The organism is Rubripirellula tenax, from assembly GCF_007860125.1.
Lineage (GTDB): Bacteria > Planctomycetota > Planctomycetia > Pirellulales > Pirellulaceae > Rubripirellula > Rubripirellula tenax.
This window is the reverse complement of record NZ_SJPW01000001.1, coordinates 1,006,222-1,025,614: the sequence shown is the minus strand read 5'-3', so window position 1 is coordinate 1,025,614 and position 19,393 is coordinate 1,006,222. Positions and strand designations below refer to the sequence as shown.

Genomic DNA, 19,393 nt, shown 5'->3' with positions numbered 1-19,393 from the left:
GAACTATAGCTTACGTGGGCACCGGTAACGAACGGCGATTTCCGCGACGGCTTCTGTCCGAAAATCGCGGTGACGGGGGATAGCAGGCTGCCTCGGGGGCTCAACGACCACAGGCCGACTTCATCGCCGACGGCTTTCTTGGTGAGTCTGCATCCTGCGCACGTCGGCGGGCGAATCTTCGGCCGGTTCGTCGGCATACACACTGGCGGTCGGGTCAGCGCCGATCGTGTGTGCCAGCCAACGCCCCAGCACGCTGGACATCATTGCCGGCAACAGAAAAACGACGCCCATCAACGCCATCGTTAGCAAGCCGAACATCAACAACGCGAAGTTGCTGGTCGGTACGAAATCGCTGAACCAATACGCCATCAGCGACGTGCCGCACACGAGTGTGGTTTGGAACATCGCCCAACCGCATTGGGACAGCGCGCCAAAGGCCGCACGAATCTGGCCTAGCCCACGGGCGCGACGCGAACCGAATCGGCTGAGCAGGTGAACGGTGTCGTCGACCGCGATGCCCAATGCGACGCTAGCCGACATGACTGAACCGATGTCCAACGGCAACCGGATCAACCCCATCAATCCGAACAAGGCGATCGTCGGAAACAGATTGGGCACCATCGCGATCAGTCCGCCGACGATGCTGCGCAGCATCAAGATCATCACCAACGCGATAAAACCGAACGCGGCCACAAAGCTGCGGAACAAATCTCGCAACAAAATTTCTTGCGACTTTTGAACGATCACGATACTGCCGGTCAGCGTGACGTCGCCGGGTAACACGATGTCCCTTCCTGCCAAGGCTTGCATCTGGTCGGCGACCGTTGATTCGATCACCTCGATTTGGCTGCCCATGTCCAACGATTCAGACTGAGGCATCCGAATGCTGATCCGCCAAATCTCGCGTTCGCCGTCGCGGGCGATGAATCCCAATCGTCCCAGCGACGAATCGGGATCGCGAATCAGTTTCCGAACGACACTGCGCTGGGCAGTGGCCGACAAACTGCGGCCGCCTGAGATGGGCGGCACAAATGTCATCGCCGACAATGCCCCGCCGACCGCGCCTTGATCCAGCACCGCCGAATGCGCCTTGGCAACGACCGCCAATCGTTCCAGCGGGTCATCGTCTTCGACCAGTAGAGGGAACGTCAACAACAACTCGCCCGTCACGGTGGGCCCGATGTGCTTTTCGACCCAATCGTATTGGCGGCGGATGTCACTGTCGGGCAAGAACATGCGCGGCACGTTGACGGTGCTTTCCAATCGTCCCAGACCGATGGACAAGCCGGCGGCTAGAATCAAAAAGAAGATAATCATCGGCCATGGTCTGGCCAATCGGCGGCGCATCCAATTGGCGGCGAAGGCGCGAAGTCCGTTCGGTTTTTCGTTTTCTTGTTTGATCTTCGATTCCCGAGGTTTCGTCAAAACCATCGCGCCTGGCAAGATCAAGATCAGCAGCAACAGCGTCAACGTCACGCCAAGCGATGCCACACCCCCGAAGACGCGCACCGGTTCCAACCGGACCAGCATCAACGAACTGAGACCGATCACCGTCGTTCCCGTGGCAAGCGCACACGGCCACACGCCGGCCTTCATCGCTCGCCTTGCCGCATCGGCGCGCGACACGCCGGGAAACTCATGAACGATGTCTAAGTAGTAATTGCTCAGGTGAATGCCGGCGGAAACCGTCAACACAAACACCAGCGGCGGCAACACAATCAAAATCGCGTTCATCGGTGTGCCGGTGTAATAAACGGCGGCCAACACCAACCCTTCGCCGATCACGGCAACGGCCACGATCGCGGTCGTCAACGGAATCGAGCGCAAGCACAACAGACACAGCACGGCGGCGACGACGGCCGACGGAGGAGAGAAACGTTGGATCGAACGAATGCTTTCGGAATCAACGGCGGCGCCTTCGAATGGGCCGCCGACGACGGCGATCTCGGTGGGCTCTTTGTCGACCAGCCCGGCCACCATTTCACGGATCGCGGGGATGAGAAATCGACGTTTGGCGAGTCCCTTGTCGGCAATCGAGACGACCAAGGCCGTTTGCATGCCATCGGGTCCGACCAAGGTTCCTTGCAACCGAGTCACTGCCGAATCGCGCTTCAAGCTGGTCGCTTCCATCAATTGATCGAGCGTCTCGGTGCCACTGTGCGCCCAGTGCAGCGGCGTCGCGGTTCCACAAGCTTGGCGAACGTTGGCAATCCACTGTGGCGCCGGATTCGGCAGTGCCGCGACAACGTCGGCATCGGATTGGGCGTCGTACGTTTCGTCGCACAACGGCTTCAGTACCGCCGCAGCCGCGTCCAACGAGGGTGAACCCAAGTCGGATTCTTCCCAACCGACCATGATCAGTTCGGCGACTGAAAAATGGTCCAAAAAATCATTGAACTCAGCCTTTTCGGTCAACGAATCGGGAACCCAATCGGCCGGACGGTTGAACAGTGATTGGATCGCAGCGTGCGAATGCACGATCGCGGGAATTGTAAGAAGTGCCAAGACGACAACGCCGACCTTCAATTGGCGAAGATATCGCCGTCTCAGTCGTTCGTCGTCCGTCATGGTCGATTCCTATCCGATTGCTGTTGCCAAATCGTCCTGCAAGTCATCAAAGGACTCCAAGCCGACCGACAATCGTATCAGACCGTCGGAAATGCCGAACCGGGCGCGATCGGCGGCATCATAGCTGGCGTGCGACATCGTCGCTGGTTGTTCGATCAACGATTCAACCGCCCCCAGGCTGACGGCAAGGTGGAACAGCTTCGTTGATTCACAAACTTTCGCGGTCCGCTCGATCGAACCGTCCAATTCGAACGTCACCATCGCACCAAAGCCTCCGTCAAGCGTCTTCGCCGCCAACGCGTGTTGGGGGTGCGATTCCAAACCGGGATACAACACCGTTTTGATCTGCGAATGTGATTCCAACCAAGTGGCCAATTTCAATGCCGTCGACGATTGCTCACGAACTCGCAAATCAAGAGTCTTCAACCCACGGGCCACCAAATGGCAACTCAGAGGATCCAAGACTGCGCCGGTCGCATTTTGGATGTAATACAGTTGGTCGTGAAGTTCTTTCGTCGCCGACGCCAACGTGCCGCCCAGGCAGTCGCTGTGTCCGCCCAAGTACTTGGTCGCCGAGTGCATAACGATGTCGACGCCATGTTCGATGGGCCGCACCAATGCCGGTGTCCCGAACGTATTGTCGACGCCAAAAATGGCTCCCTTTGCGTGAGCGATGTCGGCGACCGATTTCAGGTCCAGGATCGTCATGCGCGGATTGCCGATCGTTTCACCCCAGACCAACCGAGTCTTCGGCGTCATCGCCGCTTTGACAGCGGCCAGGTCGGTCAAGTCGACCAGCGTGACTTCGATGCCGCTGCGGTTACAAATTTTGCGCAACAACCGATACGCGCCGCCGTACATGTCACAACCGGCGACGACATGATCGCCGGCCGACAACATCATCGTGACACAATGAATCGCGGCCATGCCGGTCGAGAAGGCGAGCGCGCCGGCCGCACCGTCCAACGACGCGAGCGTGGTTTGCAAATGGGTTCGCGTCGGATTGCCGCTGCGTGAATAGTCGAACTCGCCCCATTCGCCGGCGCCAGGTTGGCGAAACGTACTGGCCAAGTGGATCGGCGGAACGACCGCACCGGTTGCCGGATCGATTGCGTTTCCGACGTGAATGGCACGGGTACGGAAGGAGTGTTTTGGGTCGGTCATGGTGGGACAAGACAGGCTGAATGCCTATCGTAATTTGTGAGACGGGTAGCTAGCCGCCAAGGAGGAGCAGACAGGCAGAATGCCTGGCGAACGCAAGCCTATTGAACAAAGGCATGTGACGTTGCGATTACGCGTCGAGGGCTTGCTTCAAGTCGGCGATCAAGTCTTCGGTATTCTCGATGCCGCACGACAATCGAATCATGTTGTCGTCGATCCCGAATCGTACGCGTTCTTCGGGTGTGCAGTGGTAATAGCTCATCACCAAAGGTTGCTCGATCAACGTTTCGACTCCACCCAGACTCGGCGCGATGCGAGCGATCTTGGCTGCGTCGACGACGCGTGCAGTCGCTTCCCAATCGGCACCCTTCACCGTGAACGTGATCAATCCGCCGAAGCCACGCATCTGGGCGGCCGCGATGGCGTGCGTCGGATGCGAAGCCAGGCCGGGATAGTAAACGCGTTCGACGCGCGGGTGAGCTTCCAAGAACTCGGCGATACGGAGGCCGTTTTCGTTGTGACGTTGCATCCGCAACTCGAACGTCTTCATGCCTCGTTCGAGCAAGTACAGATTATGGGCCGAGTTCACGCTGCCCAGCACACCGCGAAGCTTTCGTACCGGGTCCAGCAATTCGCGACGACCGGCGATCGAACCGGCCAGCAGATCGTTGTGGCCGCCCAAGTACTTCGTCGCCGAATGCCAAACATAGTCGACGCCAAAGTCGATCGGTCGCAAGTTGTAGGGCGTCGCCAACGTGGCATCGATCAACGTTTCGACTTCGTTCGCTTTGCCGATCGCGACGAACTTTTCCAAGTCGATGCAGGTCAGGTGCGGGTTGGTCGGCGACTCGCTGACGATCATCTTGGTTCGGTCGTTGATCGCCGCTTCCATCGCGGCAAAGTCGCCGGTCGGAACCTGATGCGTCACAACGCCGTAGCGGGCCAAGTGCTTGGAACAAAATTCGCGGCTGCGGTGATAGCACTGGTCAAAGAAAACGATCTCGTCGCCACTTTCCAGCTTCGTCATGAACAGACCAACGATGGCCGCCATGCCGGACGAATAGACGATGGCATCTTCGGCGTTTTCGAGCGCCGCCAACTTGGCTTCGACGCTCTTCTCGTTGGGGCTGCCATAGCGACCGTATTCCTCGCGAATGTCTTCGCCTTTGACAAAGCGAAGCAGATCCGCGGTCGACTCGAACGTGTAAGTCGACGTCGTAAAGATCGGCTGGGTGATCGACCCTTCCGGCTTTTGACGTTGCTCCCCGCCGTGGACACTTTGTGTGGAAAGGCCGTGTCCCGAAAAGGTGGGCCGGTCGTCCGCCCGTTCCACCAGGTGCGGCGGGGGTGCGTCGTCTCCACAAACCGAGTCGGACGACAGGTAAGAATCACGATCAATAGACATGTTCGTTGGCATGGCTCTTTAGCAGGTAAAGGCTGCAATCGGCCGCAAATCCCTCAAGGGGACGCGTTTGGGCGAAACGTTTCACCCGCGTCAGTCTTTCAAGAGTAGCCACAGGATTACGAATTGACAACCGATTTCACCGGGGTGGCATCACACTTTGTTGTGTCCGCGGTGGCCAATCCCCATCACCGACAAACCTTTCCAAGCCACGAGCATGAAGAACAGGCAACCCTTCGTGGCCCCGCGACTCCGCTCGCGGGAATCGAACTGCAAAGCAATTCGGTAACCTGTCGCGGCATGCCGGAGTTACGGGCGCCGAGACTACGGGCGCCGAGACTACGGGCGCCGGGGCCAGATAGGCTCCCCGCCCAGGGGTTTGGCTTTCCCCGCTTCCCCCCTGGCGTATAGAATCAGAAGGTTGTTTTCGCACTTCGTTCAAGGATCGCAAGTTGTCTCCAATCCCCACCGCATCTCGCTGGCTATACGCCGCGATCCTGATCGCCCTGGTACCCCATGTCGGCTTCGCTCAATCGCCCGCCGACGAAGCAATCGACAGGGTCGAGTTGCCGGACGGAGTCGAAGGCGCCGAGGATGCCGACGTCGCACCCGTGGTAGTGTTCGACGAAGAACAACAAGCCAAGTTTGACACCTTGATCGATCAGTTGGCATCCGGTGAATTTGCAAAACGCGAACGGGCTGCCGCCGAGTTGATGGACATGGGGCTGGACGTGGTCGGTCCACTACGCGACCGGATTGCGGAAACCCAAGACGCGGAAGTCCGCTTACGAGCCGAGCAGATCGTTCGTCAATTGACCGTCGGCGACATGCAGACTCGCATCAACGATTTCTTGGCCGGTCGCGACGTCGACTTTGCTGGTTGGGAAGTCATTCGTTCGATGCTGGGCGACAACGGCACGATCCGCGAAATGTTCGTCGAATTGACGCAGGCGCATCCGACGCTGACCGCGTCGATGGACGGCTCCACCCGCGACCGGGTGATCGCGCTAGAACAGGCGATCGCAACGGTCCAGAACCGAACATTCATCGAACGCAAGTTTCCGACTCGTGCCGACACCTTCGCGATGGTGCTTCCAACGGTGGACCCCAAAGTTCCAATCACGGTAGGTTACGAAACAGTGCTGTTGAGTGTGTTACAGAAAACGGGCGCCAGCGAAATCGCCCGCAACGGCCAACTGGCACCCTCGTTCCGTGCGCTGCTTGGCCGTTGGCTGATTCGCAGCACGCTTTCCAATCGCTACGAAGCGTTGACAGCCGGGATGACGTGGGACGTCGCCGACGCGTTGCCATTGGCCGTTGCTACGTTGACCGAAGCGAACCAGGCCGACACGTTGTCGACGGCGCTGCAAGTGATCGCCCGGTTCGGGAAACGGGAACACGCGTTGCTGGTGCTGCCGTTGTTGGAAGATTCACGCCCGGCTTCGGAAACGGGTGAAGTGTTCGGCGATGCGGTGCGAACCGAACTTCGTGACGTCGCCATGGCAACGATCGCGATTCTTTACGACGCCGACTTGACCGAACTTGGATTCGGTGATCTGCAAACGCACCCGACGTACGGCTTTATCATGGGCGACATCGCATACCCCGGCAACGACCCAGAAGCGCGAGCCAAGACCCGAGAAAAAATCGATCAACTGCTGGTCAAGGCGGACAAAGTCGAAGGGTCGTAGTCGAGCCCCGCGTGATTCAACCCGGGTCGTTCGTTCTATCTATTCCGATACGCCCCGCGAGGTAAACGCAGCGTGAGTCAGCGCGGTTGTGTTTGCATGGGTCGTTGCCGATGGTTCGGGCAGCGACATGAATTTCGGAAAGCGTATCGCCGAAAAAATATTCAAATTCGGTTGTTTGCCCAGTTGTTCGATCGCCCGCTCGAGCGAACGTGGATTGTCGAAATACATGTGGGGCGACAAGTTGGCGTCGCTGCGACGAATCAGCAGATCGTCGCCTGAGCGCAGATCAACGAAGGATTGATACAGAGTCACGATGTAAGATCCGTGACCCGTAAAATTGATCGCGTCTTGTCTTGGACCGTTGATTTTTGCCTTCAACACCAACGTACCCCATTCGTCGACGACCAAGCCTGATGCAGTGGCCGCCGCCTTCAGGTCGATAGCTACTTGGTCACGATACTCGGGCTGTATTTCTGTCACATCGATGGAAACTTTCGCTCCCGGATGAACCACGAACGACTCGGGATCGGACATCGCGCGGTCAAGCATTTGGGCGGCCATCGGAGTCGGCATTTCAGTTGGCAAAAGCGAACCGTTTTCGCTCGCTTGCACGACCACCATCGCATACTTGCCGACCATCGCCATCGATTCGATGCCGGAGTATTGGCAAAGGTCGGTTTGCGTGGGCATGTGGAACAGCATCCGATTGTCGGTCAGCACAAAGTCGGACGCTGGCACCGCGAACTCCTGATTGAGTGAAATCGCGCGATCCAAATCCACCTGTCCGATCCAATCGCCGCGGGCCAGATCCAGTCGCATTAGCCGACTTCCCGAGCTGACGATCACCTGTTTCCCGTTCGGCGTGAACGCGATCCGCGGCCAAGACACACGACTGCCCTCGGGCATCACCTGCTGGCCCATCAAGCGGCCCGTCACCGGATCAAGTACGGTCACAACTTCATTGTCAACGATCGCCATCAATTTCCGGTCGGTCGAGAGTGCGATGTCGAAAAACTGGGAATGAAGTCGACCATGCCACACCGGCGACTGCGTCTCGATCCGCCAGACCGCCACGTGGCCCTTCGTGGTCACGGTATATATCAAGTCTGCATCGATAGTGCCGCCCGATTTGATTTCACCGTCGGCTTTCCGACTGTACGAAGTATCATCATCTGGGTAGGGAGTCCACGATCCAGAGCGTTTGAGTTGCTTGTTGGCCAATTGCCAAACTTCCATCGAGTCTTTCTTTTCGAATTCTCCTCGAGCGTTTGCGTTGCCCGCCATGACAATCGATGTTCCGTCGTCCAACAACGCGATCGGACGCATGTCGGCTTCGACGGTATCCGAATGGACGCTGCGACCGGTTTTCAAATCGATCAACGATAAACGCGTTTGCGGTTTCGGAACCGCGAACGTCGTTGTGTAACCGATGACCGCGCGGCCGATCGCGACATTGACCACGATCGGGTGCGACTTCTCGTGAAAGCTCGCCTTCTTAGTCAGCGGTGCTCGGACGGGGATGTAACTTAGGTCCGCGTCAATCACGGGCGGATTCCAACGAGTTGCCGCAAGCGTCACGATGTCTCGAGCCCGATCCCAACGGGTTTTCCGAATCGACGACCAAGTGCCCAGACTTGAACCGGATTCCGCTCGTTTATCCGTCGGCGAATCAACGGCTTCGCCATCGTCGACCATCTGAAACGGGTTGTCCCCTGCTTCGAGATACTTCTGGTCGTCGACGCTCAAACGCGACACCGCGATCTTGATCGTCTTTCCCGCCGAGTCTTGCAGAAAGACATCGCCATCACGGACTTCGATCAACCGGCCGTTGATTTTGAATCGCCCCGTGATATCGGTCCACGAACGTAGGGACGCCTCTTGGGACATCACCGGAGGAGACGTTGTGACACAACCGAATAACATCATTGACAGACACAGGAGCAAGGTTTTCATCGGCCTTCCAATTCGACGGTTTCTTCGAAGGGATTTTTGTTTAAAATTTCGTTGGCCGCATCCATTGCACTCGGAGACAGCGATGCGGAACGATCGCCGGATACCAACGCAGCGATCACCTCGATCGCTTCACTAGGAATTTCGCTGGCCGGCAACGGCACCAGTCGGTGCAACCACTGTGGCACCCGCTTGCCATCGCGTAAATCGGCAATCAAGTTGACTCGATCCAAGTCATCTAGCGGGGCCGCGGAAACGACGGTGGGTTTGAATTCCGTGGGTTCGCTACCGTCCATGATCGAATGACGAGGCATCATCCAAGCACCGATCGCTCCGCAAAGCAACAGTGCAATGATCCCCATCGTTGTGCCCACCATCGCTTTCCCGCGCAGGAAGCGTGGCTCCGTCGCCGTCGACAATGCGTTGGGCAGTCGGTGCCGCTGTGGGTCGCGATCATGGTCGGCCGCCTGTTCGATCCATCGCAGAACGATGCCGGCGTTTTCGGGTCGACGCTCACGATCTTTTTCCAACAACCGTGTCGCCAAGCGATCGATCCAAGGCGGCAACTCAGGACGAACGTTTCGGATCGGCGCGTGGTCGTCGTGAACGATCTTAGACAGGACCGCGAACGAAGACTCGGCCGCAAAGGGAGTTCGACCGGTGGCCATCCAATGGACCAAACTGCCAAGGCTGAACAAATCGCTGCGTCCGTCGACCGCGTCACCGCGAGCTTGTTCAGGCGACATGAATTCCGGCGTGCCCGCCAACGTTCCCGATACGGTCAACGATTCGTCATCCATCGCGCGAGCCAAACCAAAATCGGCCAAAACGACTTGTTCGATTCCGCCGAGCAACAGAATATTTGACGGCTTCAGGTCACGGTGAACCAATTGTTTATCGTGCGCGGCGGCTAGCGCGGCAGCGATCTGGCGCGCGACGCCGGTGATGTCTTCCACAGAAAATTCTCGCTCGATCGCATACGTCCTTAGCGACCCTTCTTCGATCAACGGCATGACCAGGAACGGCACGTCGCGCCAAGTACCGACGTCATAAATGGGAATCACACCCGGGTGGCGAATCGACGCCGCGTTCTTCGCCTCTCGCAAAAATCGTTGCGATGATTCGGGGTTGACGATCAAATGCTGGCGAAGCGTTTTGACGGCGATACTGCGTTGCGCCAGCGGATCGTAGCCTCGGAGCACCAATCCCATTCCACCGACGCCCACGATGCCCGTGACCCAGTATTTGCCCAATCGCCCGAGGACATCACTTCCATTCGCCGGTACTGTATCGTCGTTCGTCGCCGGTTCGAGCCATTGTTCCAGGTACCGTTGGTTCACGGAATCATCCATCGATTGTGAAACCGACGGCGATGCTGAACCATCCAACATCAACGCGTGCGAGCCGATATCACGACGCGTGTCCAAATTCTCGGACACCGATCGCCAAAACGATTCCTCCGCCGCGCGACGTTCAATGATTTGTCGGCATTCATCGCATTCGTCCAAATGGCGTTCGAATTCTCCGGATTCCCCTCGGTCACACTCGCCGGACAAATACCGGTCGATGCGATCGGAGTCGCACGGAGAGTTTTGGGCGGTAAAATTTTCCATAGACGTTCTACAACCGAGCCGCCGGATTCTGACAGCACCGCGTGTGGAGATTCACGACGAATCATCCCAACCGCTCGATCTCCTGCTTCAATCGACGAATGATCCGACTTCGGGCCGCGTACACACTGCCGGGCTGCTTGCCCAAATCGAGGGCGACATCGGCGATCGGTTCGCCGTCGACGGTGGTTCGCCAAAACGCTTGCCACGTGTCGCCGGCAAACTCCGGCTGGACCAAGCGGGCGGCGGTGCGGAACAGTTCTTTTTGGTATTCACGCTCCAAGACGTCGCCGTCATCAAGCGGCTTGGCCTCGGCCGCGTTTAACATCGCTTGGACGCCCGAGTCGCCGGTGCCCCGATCCAGCGTCTTGCCGCGAAGCGCGTTTATGGCAGCGTTTCGAGTCACCGTGTTCAACCACGTTCGAAAACGAGCGCGCGAGGGATCGTGCGGCCGCTTGGCCAGGGCCCGGCCAACCGACATCAGCACTGTTTGGGCGACATCCATCGCGTCGGCGTCTTGCAAGCCTTTGTATCGGGCGGTTCGGTAAATCACCGGATGGTAAATCTGAACAAACTCGTCCCAAGCCGCCTGGTCGTCGCCGTCACCGACGCGAAACAGCAGACTCAATCGCGTTTCGGGGGCGTCGGGTGCGTTCACTAGAACCAGCAATCAAGGAGACAAGAACCGCAGCGGTCGAAGGATAGAGAAGTATAGCCCAGCGCGGTAGGATCGCTCAAAGCTGTTTTGACTGCCGACTGAAAAACAACCGAGAAGACCATGTTTCGCATCGTTCCGACCAAGCTGCACGAATGTCGCGCCAGCGGTGTCGGTTCGGGTGCCGAGCTGTTCATTGTCGAAGGTGATTCGGCATCGAAATCGGTCGTTCGCGCCCGAGACTCGGAAACGCAAGCAGTGCTGCCAATGCAAGGCAAGCCGCTGAACGCGGTAAAGGCGCGCAAGTCAGCCGTCGCTCGCAATCCGTGGTACACGGCCGTGACATCTTCGATCGGCGCGGGCTGGGATGACACACTCGATCCAACGAAACTGCGATACGACCGAATCATCATGCTGTTCGATCCCGACGCCGACGGCATCCATTGTGGCGCGCTGCTGTCGATGTTCTTTTATCGATTCATGCGCCCCATCTTGGACGACGGCCGGATCTGGGTCGCCCGACCACCGCTGTACGAGATCACTTCACCGGATACTGACGATCGCTTGCACGCCTACAACGAAGACCACTACGGTAAGATCCGCGACGCGCTTGACGCAAAGGGCGTGCGTTACACCAGCCAACGCTATCGGGGATTGGCCAGCATGAACGAATCGGCGCTCGTGACGACCTGCATCGACCCGGCAACCCGCACGATCCAGTCGTTGGCGGCCGACGATGCCGAAGCGGCAATACGAATGTTCTGTGGAGGTCTACAGTGATCGACGCGACGTTTCATCCTGAACGGGTACACAAATCCGTTTTCATTGCTAAGAACGCGACAGTGATCGGCGACGTGACGGCGGGCTCCGGTGCAAGCATTTGGTTCGGTGCGGTTGTTCGCGGCGATACCGAAAGTGTCGTCATCGGTGAACGGTCTAATGTGCAAGACTTGTGCGTCTTGCACGCCGACCCTGAATATCCGTGCGTGATCGGTGACGACGTCACGATCGGGCACGCAGCGGTGGTCCACGGCGCCACAATTGGCGACGGAGCGATGATCGGGATCCGCGCCGTTGTTCTAAACGGTGCCAAAGTCGGTGCGGGTGCGATCGTCGGCGCGGGCGCGGTCGTGACCGAAGGCATGGAAATCCCACCCGGTCACTTGGCGGTCGGTGTACCGGCAAAGGTGATCCGCGAACTGACACCCGCGAACATCGCTCGGGCCAAACACGCGGCCGACCACTACGTGGCGGCGGCCAACGCGTACCGAAACCAGTCGACGACACCCTCGTAGCCGAACCCTTACTTGCAAGCCGCGGCGACGGCGCACCCGCTGCAACTGGTGCCGCAACCGCCACCTTCGGCGGTGCCGCAGTCGGGGCCGCAACCGTCCTGCATTAATTTGGCGAAGTGGCGACTGCGGACGATGGACTCGTACTTCTTCGCGATCTCTTGCGTGATCGACGTGGCGATATCATCGGCCGGGCCAAGAAAATGCATCAGCAGGGTCCCGCCGTCAAAGATCTGGTCGATATCCAAGAGGCATGCCTTGGATCCGGCTTCGGCCAAAGCCGTTCGGCATAACTGAATTGCTTCGCGTTTGTGCCGATTCAGGCGACGGATCAGCAATTCGTCCTCGTCGGTGGTCCCTCGAACGACCGTGACTTGCGATTTGACGGACGCGTTTGGGTCGCGGCACGGGCCGATCACTTCGCCCAATTCGATTCCTCGACCCGTCCGGGCGATCACGCGACGCCCCCGCTCCAGCGGCATGGTTGCCGTCGCGGCGTGGATCTCGGCGAGCGATCCGATGCGGAGGAAAATGGGGTGCATGGCGGACTGATTTTAAGGCTTCTGCGACAAACGTTCGATGAATAAGTGAGAAAAGGCTGTGCCGACTTGTCTCCGGCCGTGTTGGGCGGCACCATAGTGGCCGATCCTTCCCCCGATCGCAACTCACCCACCAAGGTAACCTGGCGCGATGCTGAACGTCGAAACCAAACCCGAAATCGGTAATCCATACGATCAATGGGCCGAGCAAGTCTTGGCCGGCGAGCCAATCAGCCGTGAAAATGCACTGGCGATCCTGCGAGCACCCGACACCGACGTGCTGGCTCTTTTGGCCGCCGGGTTCCGAATCCGCCAAAAGTATTTCGGCCGCACGGTGCAGCTTTACTTCTTGATGAGCGCCAAGAGCGGCCTGTGTCCCGAGGATTGTCACTATTGCAGCCAATCGAAAATCTCGACCGCGCCCGTTCCCAAACACAACATCCTAAAACGGGATGACCTGCTCGACGCTGCCCGGATCGCTTCAGAACGTGGCGCGAAAACGTATTGCTTGGTCATCTCGGCTCGCGGTCCGAACGAGCGAGAAATGAGTGCCGTCGAAACGATCGTGCCGGAAATCAAACAGAAGTACGGACTCGACATCTGCGCCTGCTTGGGTCTGCTATCGCGAGAGCAAGCGGATCGCTTGAAAGCGTGCGGCGTCGATCGCGTGAATCACAACCTGAACACCAGCGAAGATCATTACGCCGAAATCTGTACGACGCACACTTACGCCGATCGCGTGCAAACGCTGCGTCACGTCCGCGATGCGGGCATGGAGATGTGCAGCGGCGGCATCATTGGCATGGGCGAGAAGCACGAGGACGTCGTCTCGATGGCGTTTGATCTGCAAGAACTTGGCGTGCAGTCGATTCCGCTGAATTTCTTGAACGCGATCGAGGGAACGCCGATGCAAGGCAATGCGGACTTGTCGCCCAACGATTGCTTGCGAGCGCTTGCGATGTTCCGTTTCGTGAACCCAACGCGAGAACTGCGTATTTCCGGTGGTCGCGAAATCCACTTGCGATCGATGCAGCCGATGGGACTTTACGTGGCCAACAGCCTGTTCGTGGGCGACTATTTGACGACCAAGGGACAGGCCCCTCAATCCGATTACGACATGATCGCGGACATGGGCTTTGAAGTCACGACGAAGATGGGTGCATAGTTCAGCACGGCCGTGTCCCTGGCACGCCATAGCGACGTTAAGAACTGCTTTGCAGTTCGATTCCCGCGACGGCGTCGCGGGTCCACATAGGGTTACCAAGCGGGGGTAAAGATAGGAATTAGGAAAAAGGGTCAACGACATTTCCTAAAACCTGAAACCCAACCCCCAATACCGATTCCTCAGAACGGCGCTTCGTCGTCGCCGGCTTCGCTGAAGGCGTCGTTGGGGTCGCTGGTACGCTCGCGCATCGTGTGGCTGTCTGCCCCGTCGCCCGTCACGCGAAATGACGTGGCTTCGACGTTGACGAAGAACTTGACTTCGCTTTGCTCGTCCTTCTGCCAGCGACGACCGTTCAATCGATACTGTACTTCGACCTCGTCACCAACATTCAAATCATCAACGGTATCGCACGAATCGCGGGTGAATTCGACAGGCACGTAGTTGGTGAAGCTGCCCTTGTCCTGTTCCAAAACCACAACCCGCTTGCGAAAGCCCTTCGCACCGTAAGTCTTGGTTTCTTCGATCAAATGCACTACGCCGGTAACTTTGGCTTCGCTCATCCTGTCACTCTCTCTCGTCTAACTGAAACGTCGTAAGGTTCGTAAGACAGAGAGTGTAGCGAGTTCGGGCGGATCGTTTTAGTGGCTATTCAATCGAACATTTGTGTGGCCCGGGCACACCGTGACAGGGCTGTGAACTGCTTTGCCGTTCGATCCCCGCGAACGGCGTCGCGGGGCCACGTAGCAGCCTGTTGAAAAAGGGGTGTGACCCTCTCCGACGTTTCGAATTCACAATGTTTCAGCAACGTCTCCAAAGGGTCAGCCCCCTTTTTCAACAGGCTGGTAGGGCTGCCCACTTAGGTCAGAATGTCTTGGACGACGTGGCCGTGGACGTCGGTCAAACGGAAGTTTCGCCCCTGGTACTTGAACGTCAGTCGTTCGTGGTCGATGCCCATCTGGTGCAGGATCGTTGCGTGCAGGTCGTGGATATGGACCGGCTTGTCGACGATGTTGTAGCCGTATTCGTCCGTTTCGCCGTGCACGGTTCCCGGTTTGATGCCGCCGCCCGCCATCCAAATCGAAAAACAACGTGGGTGGTGATCGCGACCGAAGCTGGTCGCCGTCAAACGACCTTGGCAATAATTCGTCCGCCCGAACTCCCCGCCCCAAATCACCAAGGTGTCATCGAGCAACCCCGTCCGCTTCAGGTCTTTCACCAGTGCCGCCGACGGCTGATCCGTCGCCTTGCAACTTTTAGGCAGACTGCCTGGCAAGCCGCCGTGGTGGTCCCAACCCTTGTGGTACAGTTGGATAAACCGAACACCGCGTTCGGCCAACCGACGTGCCATCAAACAATTGGCCGCGAACGTGCCCGGCGCCTTCGCGTCTGGCCCGTACGAATCCACCACATCGGCCGGCTCGTCGGCAAAGTCCGTCGCTTCGGGGATCGACGCCTGCATTCGAAACGCCAGTTCGTACTGTGCGATTCGAGTCTCGATTTGACGATCGGCGTGACGCGCCAATTCTAGATCGTGTAATTTGCCAAGCGTGTCCATCGCCGCTCGCCGGCTGGCCGGATCGATGCCATCGGGATTCGACAAATACAAGACCGGATCTTTGCCGTTTCGAAACGAAACCGCTTGGTGCTTGCTGGGCAAAAAACCGCTGCCCCAAAGTCGCGCGCCCAAGGGTTGCCCGTAATTTTGGTCCTTGGTCGTCATCACCACGAACGCCGGCAAGTCGGTGTTGTCCGTGCCAAGTCCATAATCCATCCACGCGCCCATGCTGGGTCGACCCGGGATCATGCTGCCCGTTTGCATGAACGTCACACCCGGCCCGTGATTGATCGCTTCGGTTTGCATCGAACGGATCACACAAATGTCATCAGCGATCGACGCCGTGTGTGGCAACAGCTCGCTGACCCACGTTCCGGCCTGTCCGTGCTGGCCGAATTTGAACGGCGAGCCCGCCAGCGGCAGACTCGACTGATTACCGCTCATGCCCGTCAATCGCTGAGTCCCACGCACCTCGTCGGGCAATTCCGTGCCGTGTTTTTCGTTCAACAGCGGTTTGTAGTCCAGCAAATCCAACTGAGACGGAGCGCCCGACATGAACAAGAAAATGACCCGCTTCGCTTTCGCCGCATGATGCAGCGCCGACAGAATGCCGCCGGCGGCTCCCTCCGAATGGCTCGCCAACAAATGGTTCGTCGCCAACGCGCCGAACCCCAGTCCCGTCGACTGCAAAAGACTTCGTCTCGAAAACCCGCTCATCGTTTCACCATGCTTCCGTCGTAGTTCATGACTGTCCCGACGACCACGGTCATCGCCGCCAGCGCGTTTGCGTTAAGCTGGCCGTCCGCTGCCGCATCACCGATCTTTAAGAACGCTTCCGTTCGAGATGAATCCGCAGCAAAGTACTTCGATTGCAATTCAAACAGCTCGCCGAGCAACCGAGTCTCGTCGTCGGACGGCCGTCGACTGGTCAGCGTGCGGAACGCCATTGCGATTCCATCTTCGATCAAGCGATCACTCGGAATCGATCGCAAAATTTGTTCAGCCAAGCCTCGCGATGCTTCGATGTACTGCGGCCCGTTCAGCATGACAAAGGCTTGCATCGGAGACGCCGTGCGTTCGCGGCTGACCCGACACACATCTCGCGTCGATGCGTCCAACGTCATCATCACCGGCGCCGGAGCCGTTCGTTTCCAGTACGTATAAACGCTACGGCGATACAGTCCATCGCTCCTATCGCGATCGACCGGCTTGTACGAGACTTCGACTTCGTAGGGCCGTGCAGGTTCGCCCCCGACCCGTTTGACCAATCGGCCACTGACCGCGATCGCCGCGTCACGCAGCATCTCGGCAGGCAATCGATACGACGGAAACCGAGCCAACCACACGTTGTCGGGATCGGACTGCGCGACTGAGTCGTCGGGATGGAAACTGTCTTGCCGATAAGTCCGCGACGTCATGATCTGTTTTAAGATCGCTTTCGTGTCCCAGTTGCCCTCGATGAACTCGACGGCAAGGTAGTCGAGCAGTTCCGGATGCGTCGGCGGTATCCCTTGGCTGCCGAAATCCTCCGGCGTACGAACCAGACCCGTTCCAAAAAGCATTTGCCAATATCGATTGACGGCGACCCGCGACGTCAACGGATGCCGTGGGTCGGCCAACCATTGGGCAAGCCCCAGTCGATTCGACGGTGCGTCCTTCGGGAACGGCAACAGTGCCGCGGGTGTTCCCGGCGTCACGAGTTTACCCTTCTGGCTGTACTCGCCTCGGCCCAGCACTTGGCTGGGGCGAGGTCGGTCGAGTTCCTGCATGACCATGATTTCTTGAATGCCGTCTTCGATACCACATTTCTGCTGGCGGGTCGAAGTCAACTCCGATGCAAGCGATTGTAATTCCGCATCGTGCCGTGCCATCGCGTGGTCGAGCATTGCGCCCGGCGAATGCATGGAACGATTCGCTTCCTTGGCCGCTTCCCAGTCTGTTAGCGACACGTCGAACACCTGCAACCGATCGACACTGCCGTTCTTGAAGCCACGGTCGCGGAATCGTTCGCCGACGGCGATCGTGTCACCACCGCCGCCGGTGATGTTTTTCGTCAGCGCATCGCGAACGACGTCGACTTTTGCCTTTTTGCCGTCGACGAAGATCGCAAGGCCATCCGCGCGACTCGATCCGTCGTTGGTGACGACCACGTTGATCCATTGGTCGATCGGAATCTGGTCGACCGCCTTGATGCTGATCGCGTTGCCGGGCCAAAAATGGATCAGCGACCATTGCAATTTCCCGTCTTCAATCAACAACTCGTAGCCGCGACTGGCCGCATCGGTCCACGCCCGCGATCGATGGAAGATGACGGCGCGTTCCTTTGCGTCGGGCGTCTTGACCCAAATGGAAACCGAGAACGGTTCGCTGCGATCGAAATTGCCGACCGGAGTAGGGACGGCATCGTCGCCGGTCAACAAAAACGCGTCGCCGTCGACGCCTTCGACAATTTTGTTTCCGCCGGACGGCGAGCGATCGAATTCGAGACGATAAATCGGCTCGGCAAACTTGAAGTCAACGAAACGTCCGCTTTCGATTTGTTCCTTCCAGAACGGGCGATGTCGATGTTGCCGCTGCACGATCGATTTCTCGACGGCCGCGACTGTGGTTTCCGCGTTGGCGAGCGACGTCTCTTGATCGGGTGTCGGCAAACGCAAGGTTGGCGTTGGAATCGCATCGGTAAAGTACGAATACAAACCAGCTTCGGCGATGTTGTCGAAGAACGCCGTCAACTGAAAATATTCTTCTTGGCTGATCGGGTCGTACTTGTGGTTGTGGCAACGACAGCATTCGTACGTCAGTCCCATCATCGCGGTCGCGACCGTTTGGGCCCGGTCGGTCACGTATTCGATTCGATACTCTTCGGGAACGCTGCCGCCTTCAGATTCTTGCGGATGCAAGCGATTGAACGTGGTTGCCAAGATCTGGCGCCGAGTCGCTTGGGGCGTCTCAGCAGGCGGCATCAGGTCGCCCGCCAATTGCTGGGTGATGAATTGGTCGTAGGAAAGGTTGTCATTGATCGCATCGATGACCCAGTCACGCCATGGCCAGACGAAGCGATCGCGATCTACTTGAAACCCGTACGTGTCGCTGTACCGCGCGGCGTCCAGCCAATCCGACGCCATCCGCTCGCCAAATTCTTTTCGTGCCAAAAGTCCGTCGATCAGAGTCTCGTACGCGTCAGGCGATTCGTCGGCAAGAAACGCGTCGATTTCATCGATCGTCGGCGGCAAACCGATCACGTCGAACGTGGCTCGGCGGATCAACGTTTCTTTGGAAGCCGGCGGAGCAGGCGTAAAACCTTGCTCGTCGAGTTTCCGCTGGACGAATTGATCGATCGGCGCAAGCGATCGATTCGCCGGATCGGGAAGCCGGGGGCGTGTCGGCGAAATGAACGCCCAGTGGCCCTGATACTCACCGCCCTCAGCAATCCACTGTTTGACACGCTCGATTTGCGTCGGTGTCAGCGAACGCTCGGAATCTGGCGGTGGCATGATAAGGTCGACGTCGTCGGAAGTGATCCGCGAGATGACTTCGTCGAGATCAGCTTCGCCGGCAATATCCAGCCTCAGTCCGGCTTCCTGTTTCGCTTCGTCCGGACCGTGGCAGTGAAAGCAATTCTCAGAAAGGATCGGCCGAATGTCACGATTGAACGTGACCGTCTCGGCCCACGCAGGCGCGGCCAACAGCAGGAACGGGATGAAGAGGCGAAGGTGCATGAGCGAGGGACTTGGAAGGTACAAACGGGCAACCCTATGTGGACCCGCGATTCCGTTCGCGGGATCGAACTGCAAAGCAGTTTACA

Annotated in this window: 14 protein-coding genes; 4 read left to right on the top strand and 10 right to left on the bottom strand. The window is 58.2% G+C overall.

Annotated features, from left to right (window positions below):
* Positions 1-120: 120 nt before the first annotated feature.
* The 3 genes from Poly51_RS03795 to Poly51_RS03785 form a co-directional block, all read right to left on the bottom strand.
* Positions 121-2,568, bottom strand: a complete 2,448-nt coding sequence (locus Poly51_RS03795) for an efflux RND transporter permease subunit (protein ID WP_146454372.1) — start codon at positions 2,566-2,568, stop codon at positions 121-123.
* 9 nt (positions 2,569-2,577) lie between these two features.
* On the bottom strand, positions 2,578-3,732 hold the full coding sequence (locus tag Poly51_RS03790) for a trans-sulfuration enzyme family protein (RefSeq protein WP_146454369.1): 1,155 nt from the start codon (positions 3,730-3,732) through the stop codon (positions 2,578-2,580).
* 127 nt (positions 3,733-3,859) lie between these two features.
* The gene (locus tag Poly51_RS03785; RefSeq protein WP_146454367.1) at positions 3,860-5,134 is read right to left on the bottom strand and encodes a trans-sulfuration enzyme family protein; all 1,275 of its coding nucleotides are present in this window, start codon (positions 5,132-5,134) and stop codon (positions 3,860-3,862) included.
* 449 nt (positions 5,135-5,583) lie between these two features.
* Between Poly51_RS03785 and Poly51_RS03780 the strand changes: the two genes are divergently transcribed.
* Entirely contained in the window at positions 5,584-6,822 is a 1,239-nt protein-coding gene (locus tag Poly51_RS03780; protein ID WP_146454365.1) for a hypothetical protein, read from the top strand.
* Positions 6,823-6,861: 39 nt separating this feature from the next.
* Here Poly51_RS03780 and Poly51_RS03775 read toward each other — a convergent pair whose 3' ends face one another.
* From Poly51_RS03775 to Poly51_RS03765, 3 genes are all read right to left on the bottom strand, one after another.
* Complete coding sequence (locus tag Poly51_RS03775; RefSeq protein WP_146454363.1) at positions 6,862-8,775, bottom strand: SHD1 domain-containing protein; 1,914 nt, start codon at positions 8,773-8,775, stop codon at positions 6,862-6,864.
* Entirely contained in the window at positions 8,772-10,385 is a 1,614-nt protein-coding gene (locus Poly51_RS03770; RefSeq protein WP_146454361.1) for a protein kinase domain-containing protein, read from the bottom strand. The genes Poly51_RS03775 and Poly51_RS03770 overlap by 4 nt, the downstream gene beginning before the upstream one ends.
* A gap of 61 nt (positions 10,386-10,446) precedes the next feature.
* Positions 10,447-11,040, bottom strand: coding sequence for an RNA polymerase sigma factor (locus Poly51_RS03765; protein WP_146454359.1), 594 nt, complete (start codon positions 11,038-11,040; stop codon positions 10,447-10,449).
* A gap of 120 nt (positions 11,041-11,160) precedes the next feature.
* Between Poly51_RS03765 and Poly51_RS03760 the strand changes: the two genes are divergently transcribed.
* A complete protein-coding gene (locus Poly51_RS03760; RefSeq protein ID WP_146454357.1) occupies positions 11,161-11,817 on the top strand; it encodes a toprim domain-containing protein in 657 nt (218 codons plus the stop codon).
* On the top strand, positions 11,814-12,332 hold the full coding sequence (locus tag Poly51_RS03755) for a gamma carbonic anhydrase family protein (protein ID WP_146454355.1): 519 nt from the start codon (positions 11,814-11,816) through the stop codon (positions 12,330-12,332). Before Poly51_RS03760 ends, Poly51_RS03755 begins: the two co-directional genes overlap by 4 nt.
* Before the next feature lie 8 nt (positions 12,333-12,340).
* Here Poly51_RS03755 and Poly51_RS03750 read toward each other — a convergent pair whose 3' ends face one another.
* Positions 12,341-12,871: a hypothetical protein gene (locus Poly51_RS03750; RefSeq protein WP_146454353.1), complete on the bottom strand. Its 531-nt coding sequence runs from the start codon at positions 12,869-12,871 to the stop codon at positions 12,341-12,343.
* 148 nt (positions 12,872-13,019) lie between these two features.
* Here Poly51_RS03750 and bioB point away from each other — a divergent pair, with 148 nt between their 5' ends.
* Positions 13,020-14,033, top strand: a complete 1,014-nt coding sequence (gene bioB, locus Poly51_RS03745) for a biotin synthase BioB (protein WP_146454351.1) — start codon at positions 13,020-13,022, stop codon at positions 14,031-14,033.
* A gap of 179 nt (positions 14,034-14,212) precedes the next feature.
* On the opposite strand, the gene Poly51_RS03740 is transcribed toward bioB, so the two are convergent.
* The 3 genes from Poly51_RS03740 to Poly51_RS03730 all read right to left on the bottom strand — a co-directional run bounded on the left by Poly51_RS03740 (position 14,213) and on the right by Poly51_RS03730 (position 19,307).
* Positions 14,213-14,593, bottom strand: coding sequence for a DUF3127 domain-containing protein (locus Poly51_RS03740; RefSeq protein ID WP_146454349.1), 381 nt, complete (start codon positions 14,591-14,593; stop codon positions 14,213-14,215).
* A 296-nt stretch (positions 14,594-14,889) separates the two neighbouring features.
* Positions 14,890-16,305 carry a DUF1501 domain-containing protein gene (locus Poly51_RS03735; RefSeq protein ID WP_146454347.1) on the bottom strand — a complete coding sequence of 472 codons (1,416 nt, stop codon included), beginning with the start codon at positions 16,303-16,305 and terminating at the stop codon, positions 14,890-14,892.
* Entirely contained in the window at positions 16,302-19,307 is a 3,006-nt protein-coding gene (locus Poly51_RS03730; RefSeq protein ID WP_146454345.1) for a DUF1553 domain-containing protein, read from the bottom strand. The genes Poly51_RS03735 and Poly51_RS03730 overlap by 4 nt, the downstream gene beginning before the upstream one ends.
* Between the last annotated feature and the right edge of the window lie 86 nt (positions 19,308-19,393).

Bases quoted from the DNA above. Each gene is read 5' to 3' on its own strand.
- bioB (WP_146454351.1), top strand. From the start codon at position 13,020: ATGCTGAACGTCGAAACCAAACCCGAAATCGGTAATCCATACGATCAA.
- Poly51_RS03750 (WP_146454353.1), bottom strand. From the start codon at position 12,871: ATGCACCCCATTTTCCTCCGCATCGGATCGCTCGCCGAGATCCACGCC.
- Poly51_RS03775 (WP_146454363.1), bottom strand. From the start codon at position 8,775: ATGAAAACCTTGCTCCTGTGTCTGTCAATGATGTTATTCGGTTGTGTC.
- Poly51_RS03730 (WP_146454345.1), bottom strand. From the start codon at position 19,307: ATGCACCTTCGCCTCTTCATCCCGTTCCTGCTGTTGGCCGCGCCTGCG.
- Poly51_RS03735 (WP_146454347.1), bottom strand. From the start codon at position 16,305: ATGAGCGGGTTTTCGAGACGAAGTCTTTTGCAGTCGACGGGACTGGGG.
- Poly51_RS03740 (WP_146454349.1), bottom strand. From the start codon at position 14,593: ATGAGCGAAGCCAAAGTTACCGGCGTAGTGCATTTGATCGAAGAAACC.
- Poly51_RS03785 (WP_146454367.1), bottom strand. From the start codon at position 5,134: ATGTCTATTGATCGTGATTCTTACCTGTCGTCCGACTCGGTTTGTGGA.
- Poly51_RS03760 (WP_146454357.1), top strand. From the start codon at position 11,161: ATGTTTCGCATCGTTCCGACCAAGCTGCACGAATGTCGCGCCAGCGGT.
- Poly51_RS03790 (WP_146454369.1), bottom strand. From the start codon at position 3,732: ATGACCGACCCAAAACACTCCTTCCGTACCCGTGCCATTCACGTCGGA.
- Poly51_RS03795 (WP_146454372.1), bottom strand. From the start codon at position 2,568: ATGACGGACGACGAACGACTGAGACGGCGATATCTTCGCCAATTGAAG.
- Poly51_RS03770 (WP_146454361.1), bottom strand. From the start codon at position 10,385: ATGGAAAATTTTACCGCCCAAAACTCTCCGTGCGACTCCGATCGCATC.